This window comes from Actinokineospora sp. (assembly GCF_050699995.1).
Taxonomy (GTDB): Bacteria; Actinomycetota; Actinomycetes; order Mycobacteriales; family Pseudonocardiaceae; genus Actinokineospora.
In genome coordinates, this window is the sequence record NZ_JBOHGC010000455.1 from 1 (window position 1) to 5,907 (window position 5,907).

Here is a 5,907-nt window from a genome sequence, read left to right on the forward strand (position 1 = left end):
CCTCGTTCTCTGGTACGCCGGGCACGGCACCGCCGACACGGACCTGGCCGCCGCCCGCACCCGCGCCCCCTGGAACCGCAAGAAGACCCACGTGAGCGTCGACGACATGCTCATCGCCTTCCGGCGAACCCGAATTACCGCCGTCACCGCAGGCCAGGCCACACTCGATCAATATCCCGCCAGGTCCGCGACCAGCACATCAGCCACCGCATAACTGCGAAACCTCAGGTGGTGCCGCCATGACCGTTAATCCTCCGGGTGTTCGATGTCTCCATCAAACCCGGGGCGGGACAGATCGCAGGGTCGACCTGAAACAGATCCAGGCAGGGCTGGCGGTCACCGGCGACGGTGGTATCCCGGTGTTCCATCGGGCCTACGACGGTGGAGCCGGTGAGGTCGCCCAGGTGGTCGGGCGATGACCGCGCTGAAGAAGATGGCCACATCACGCGATTTCCTGCTGGTAGGGGACTCGAAACTGGTGTCCTACACCAATGTCTCAGCGATGATCGAGTCCGGTGTCACCTTCATCGCCCCGGCGTCGAAGACCTACGTCAGCTCCGCTGAACTGGCCGCCCTCGACCTCGACTCGGCCACCGAGGTCGACTACGTCGCCGGGCGAGACGCGGGCACACCACCGGCCGAACGCGGCCGTTGGCGGGTCATCGAAGACGCCATGACCCTGACCGGCAAACGCAAGAAGGACCCAGCACATACGCTGCGCCGGGTGTTCGTGCACTCCACCGCCCGAGCACAAGCCGCCACCACCGCGAGGGCCAAGAAACTCGACCGGGCCCGCGACGACCTCGACCGGCTGGTCCGAGGACTGGGCTCACGGCATTATCCCGACCAGAAAACGGTGACCGCCCGGATCACCGCGATCCGCACCGCACGTCGGGTCACCGCCTACCTGCGTGCCGAGGTCGGCACCGACCCCGACACCGGCAAACCCACCCTGGCGTGGTCCTTCGACCAGACCGCACTCGATGCCGAGACCGCCACCGACGGCTGGTATGCCCTGCTGAGCACCTTGCCCGCCGAAATCGACGCGAGCGAGGTCCTGATCCGCTACAAGGGCCAGGAAGTCGTGGAACGCCGCTACAGCACCATCAAAGGCCCGTTGGCGGTCGCGCCGATATTCCTCCACAACAACCGGCGCATCGCCGCGCTGCTCACCGTGATCTGCCTGGCACTGCTGATCTTCTGCCTGATCGAACGCCACATACGAGCAGCCATCGCACCAGCGGCCACCCTCGACGGACTCTACGTGGGCAGGCCCGCCAAACCCACCGGGCGACTCATCTTCGAGGCCCTCGCCCGGCTTCGCCTGATCCCCGCCACCGACGGCCAGCCACCCGGCATCCCGCAACCACCGCCATTACAGACACGTCTGCTGGCCCTGCTCGATGTTGACCCCACCAGACCAAGATGATCAAATCACCATCCACTCGAACATTATCTAGAGTTGATCAACCCAGACGTGCGGAATACCCGGCTAGGAGGCCGCTGAATAACGGCGTGTCGTTCGGGTATATGGCCACTGGCCTGGGAGAATGTTCTCGTGCAGGGCGTAGAGCGGGCTGATCGGGAGCTTCTGGACGCTGGGGCTCTGGTGGGGCACCTGGTGGCCGAGGGCAGTATGTTCGCGTTCTTGGCTGGACATCGCCAGGAGTTGTTTCCTGATGGGGAGTTTGAGGATCTGTTCCCCTCGGGCACGGGACGGCCCTCGATCCCGGCGTCGGTGATGGCGTCGATCCTGGTGCTGCAAACGTTGCATGACTTCTCAGATCGGGAGACCGCTGATGCGGCCCGGTGTGACCTGCGGTGGAAGGTCGCTACCGGAATGTCGTTGGACCACAAGGGATTCGACCCGTCCACGCTGGTGTATTGGCGGCGCAGGCTGGCCAAGTCCGCCCGGCGGCATCGGATCAGTGACGCGGTGAGGAAGGTCGTCGAGCAGACTGGGGTCCTGCGTGGCCGCGAGAAACGTGCGGTGGACTCCACGATCCTGGCTGATGCGGTGGCTACCCAGGACACGATCACCCAGTTGATCGCGGCGGTCCGGCGGGTGAGCAGGCGGGTACCCGGTGCCAAGGAGCGGATCGCGGTGGTGTGCACTGGCCATGACTACGGTGGGCCGGGGAAACCGACGATCGACTGGGATGACCCGGCCGCGAGGGACGTGCTGGTCTCCGCGTTGGTCAACGACGCGAACGCCTTGGTGGCGGCGTTGGTTGGGCAGACGTTGGACGCTGATGGTGAGTTCGCGGTGGCGTTGCTGGCGTTGATCGCCGGTCAGGATGTCGAGCCCGCCGAGGGATCGGACGGCACCGATGGGCGGTGGCGGATCGCCCGGAAGGTCGCCCCGGATCGGGTGGTGTCTACTGTGGATCCTGATGCGCGGCATACCCGTAAGTCCCCGGAGAATCGCCGCGATGGGTACCGGGCACATGTGTCGGCGGAGCCCGAGACCGGGATCATCACCGATGAAGCACTGACCAAGGCGGCCGGGACCGAGAACAGTGATCCCGCTGTGGCCGGGGAGTTCCTTGACGCCGAGGACGGTCCACGCGAGTGGTACGGCGATTCCGCCTATGGCACTGGGGATTTGCGCGGTGCGATCACCGACGCCGGCGACGAGGCCGTGATCAAGCCCAAACCCTTGCGGGTGCCGGTAGAGGGTGGATTCACCGTCGATGACTTCACCGTCGATGAGCCTGCGGGCACGGTGGCCTGCCCGGCCGGTAACGTCCGCCCCCTCAGCAAGACTCGGGTGGCGACGTTCGGTGCGCTGTGTCGCGGCTGCCCTCTGCGGGCACGGTGCACCACGTCCAAGACCGGCCGTAAGATCGTTCTGCACCAACGTGATGACTTGCTGCGCCAAGCCCGTCGTGACTGGGCCGAGAAGCCCGACCTGCGCGAGAAGTACCGGAAGTTCCGGCCCAACGTGGAACGGGTTATCTCCCAGATCGCCAGCCTGGGTGGCCGCCGCCTGAAACTCCGTTACCGCGGCACGACCAAGAACAACGATTGGCTTAAGCGCCGCACCGCCGGGCTGAACCTGCGCAATCTCATCGGCCGTGGCCTCACTCGCACGGCAGGAGTCTGGGTTCTGGCGGCCCAGACAGGCTAAAAGGGACCACTCGTAGGCATCGATCACCGTCGCTACCGGGTCGAGTCGAGCCTCCACCGCCCACCCAGGCACCTTCTCACCTCCGGACAACTCTGCCACCCCGCCGACCGGTCTTCGTGTGTGGCTGCCCGCCAATTTTCGCACTGCCGCTCGTGCGGCAGCCGGTTTCCAAACCACCCTTGTTCAGCGGCCTCCTAGCTGATAGGCCGTGCGTTGGTAGCCGCCCGGGTGCGAGCCAGTTTCACCGCCTTCTTCACGAGTTCATCGCGCGGTGTAGCCTCGTAGTCCGCCGAGTGCTCCTCGCGGAACGCGGCCAGCGCCGCCAGGACCTTGTCGTGGAAAGTGATCCCGGAGTCCTGGGTGCCCTCGGGGCCACTGTCGATCCACACTGAGCGTTCGACGCTATCGGGGCCCACTTCAACGGTGTAGTGGCGGCCGTCGTCCGCGACGTAGATCTTGGGGCTCTCGGTCACGTCGGCGGAGGCCGGGCCAGCGGCCGCGGTCACCCGCGCCCGGAACGTCTCCAGCACCTGCTCCGCTGTGGCGGATTCCAGATCCTTACCCACCTTGGCGAGCTCAAAGGCGCTGTAGTCGTTGAGTTTGAGCCGCGCGAGCTCGGGCCACGTCCCGTCCAGGTTCTCCTTTTCGGCGGACTTGGCCACCTCGGTGAACACCGTCTCCGCCGTGCCGTGTGGCTGGGCGCTCATCACAGTGTGGACCGCGTCGATGAACTTGATCACGTCCGCGTCATTCGCCCAGGTGTTCCGTTCCCACGAAGGCTCCTCGATCGCGGTGATCATTGCGATCGTCGCGTCGTCCAGCTCGGCTGCCATGACGACTCCTGACCCTTGAACTCTTTGTCCTTCAACCCCAACGCCGACGTGAGCCTGGGAATATCCACGCCCATGACGCTGTACTTGGGCGCGGTCACCGGGTTCGAGATGAGGCTGGAGTTGCGGTATCGGCCGGTGATCGCTTCGAGAGCCAACCGACTCAGCTTGCCGCCCGAATGCCCCGAGATCGCGGCGCAGAGGAACGCGAGTACCTCTCGTGGAACGTCGCCCGTCCGCAACGATTGCCTGGCCTTGGGGCGGGCTGAACAGCTACGAACACGCAGCCAACACGGTGAACACAGAACCCGCGCTCCCCATCGTCAAGATGTGCGAACTCGTGGAAGTCTCCCGTCTACGAATGGAGAGACCGACCTGCTCCGCAACAGAGGAAAGACGCGAGGAACTGAAACCTGGAACAGCAGCTCGCAGTATGCATTAACCACAAATTAGCTGTCCAGAAAACCCGGGGCACATCAATTCGAATTGCCCGATCGGGATAATCTGGATGCTCGTTGGGCGGGACGCCTGGCGGTACCCATCGCCGCATCGGCGGATCAGACTGGACAGAGGCCCGCGGTGTTCACGGCGCTTCGTGGACGGGTGTCTCCGTGATGCAGGCAGTCCAGCAGTCGAGGTGACCCGATGTGGATCATTCAGCAGCAGCGGCGGCGGTGCCACGAATTCGACGAAGACGAGGTGCGCACCGAAACGCTCGTCCACTACTCCGCCGTACTCATGGCTGCGGCCGTTCTGATCTCCGTCACCTCCACGTTGACCACTGACCGGGCGAACGAGAGCCCTACCACCAGCATCGCGGCGGAAGCGGGAAGTGCTCGAGTCGAGGACGAAGTCGTCGTCACCGTTCCGCCATGGCGCGCCGATAGCGTGATCATCATCCCGAGTTGGCGAGCGCTTGAGTCTGTGCTCAATGTTCGCCCGGCTGACGTCCCGGATCCTGTTGGGACTCTGGTCGGCGGGGTGCCCTCGATAGCGCTCCTCGCGTACCACATGGCGGCAGACGACCTCGCCGAGCAGCAGCCATCCTGCGGAATCGACTGGGCATTGATCGCGGCGATCGGTCGGGTCGAAAGCAACCACGGACAATACGGCGGCGCACGATTCGGCCGCGACGGTGTCACCGATCGGCCGATCAGGGGCATCCCATTGGACGGCAGGCCCGGCGTCGCATACATCGCGGACACCGATCACGGCACGCTCGACGGCGACGCCAGGTACGACCGGGCGGTGGGTCCAATGCAGTTCATACCGAGCACCTGGCGGGCCGTGTTTCCCGCAGGCAACCCGGACAACATCTTCGATGCGGCCGCCGCCGCGGGTCGCTATCTCTGTGCCGGAGGCGGCTACCTCAGAGAAAGAAGCGCGAGGGAACGAGCCGTCTTCCGCTACAACCACTCCAACGACTATGTCCGTCTCGTTCTCGACATCGCTGAGTACTACGCGACGGGCGCTTTCGCCACCGTTGAATCGACTAGACCGCCGCTGATCGCGCAGGCGGCTGGGCTCGAACCCGAGCTGACCACGCCCGCGTCGGCAGACCAGGGCACCGCACAAGTGACAACCGCGCCCACTTCGGCCGTTTCTGCTCCGACGACTCCCCCGACGGTGGCAGTTTCCAGCACCCCCGCGCTCGGCCCCTCCGACAACGCGACCTCACCGTCCACAACCACGCCCCCCGAGCAGACCTCTGGCAGTGATCCGCCTGTATCGAGTACGGAGCCTTCCTCATCCGTGCCATCCACTCCGCCAAACCTCCTCTGCCGGACCCTAGGCCTGATCTGTTGAGCGCTGGCCCGCTAAGGGCTCGCGATGAAATAATCTCGTTTTGGCCGGTTTCAGGCGTTACGGTTGTGGTATGGCGGATCTGGCTGACTCGGTAGCGCGGCGGTACGCGGTGTTGCGACCGCATTTGACCGAATTCCAGCG

General features: G+C 64.9%; 6 protein-coding genes. 4 read left to right on the forward strand and 2 right to left on the reverse strand.

Annotated features, from left to right (window positions below; all coding sequences use genetic code 11):
* The 3 genes from ACRDSQ_RS22385 to ACRDSQ_RS22395 form a co-directional block, all read left to right on the forward strand.
* On the forward strand, window positions 1-214 hold a 214-nt coding region (locus tag ACRDSQ_RS22385; RefSeq protein ID WP_431423774.1), incomplete at its 5' end, for a hypothetical protein.
* Between the two features lie 201 nt (window positions 215-415).
* Complete coding sequence (locus ACRDSQ_RS22390; RefSeq protein WP_431423775.1) at window positions 416-1,429, forward strand: IS1634 family transposase; 1,014 nt, start codon at window positions 416-418, stop codon at window positions 1,427-1,429.
* Window positions 1,430-1,558: 129 nt separating this feature from the next.
* Window positions 1,559-3,130: an IS1182 family transposase gene (locus tag ACRDSQ_RS22395; protein WP_431423777.1), complete on the forward strand. Its 1,572-nt coding sequence runs from the start codon at window positions 1,559-1,561 to the stop codon at window positions 3,128-3,130.
* 194 nt (window positions 3,131-3,324) lie between these two features.
* Here ACRDSQ_RS22395 and ACRDSQ_RS22400 read toward each other — a convergent pair whose 3' ends face one another.
* Window positions 3,325-3,963, reverse strand: coding sequence for a hypothetical protein (locus ACRDSQ_RS22400; protein ID WP_431423778.1), 639 nt, complete (start codon window positions 3,961-3,963; stop codon window positions 3,325-3,327).
* The gene (locus tag ACRDSQ_RS22405; protein ID WP_431423779.1) at window positions 3,927-4,118 is read right to left on the reverse strand and encodes a hypothetical protein; all 192 of its coding nucleotides are present in this window, start codon (window positions 4,116-4,118) and stop codon (window positions 3,927-3,929) included. Before ACRDSQ_RS22405 ends, ACRDSQ_RS22400 begins: the two co-directional genes overlap by 37 nt.
* A 487-nt stretch (window positions 4,119-4,605) precedes the next feature.
* Between ACRDSQ_RS22405 and ACRDSQ_RS22410 the strand changes: the two genes are divergently transcribed.
* The gene (locus ACRDSQ_RS22410) at window positions 4,606-5,766 is read left to right on the forward strand and encodes a lytic transglycosylase domain-containing protein (RefSeq protein WP_431423780.1); all 1,161 of its coding nucleotides are present in this window, start codon (window positions 4,606-4,608) and stop codon (window positions 5,764-5,766) included.
* The last annotated feature ends 141 nt before the right edge of the window (window positions 5,767-5,907 follow it).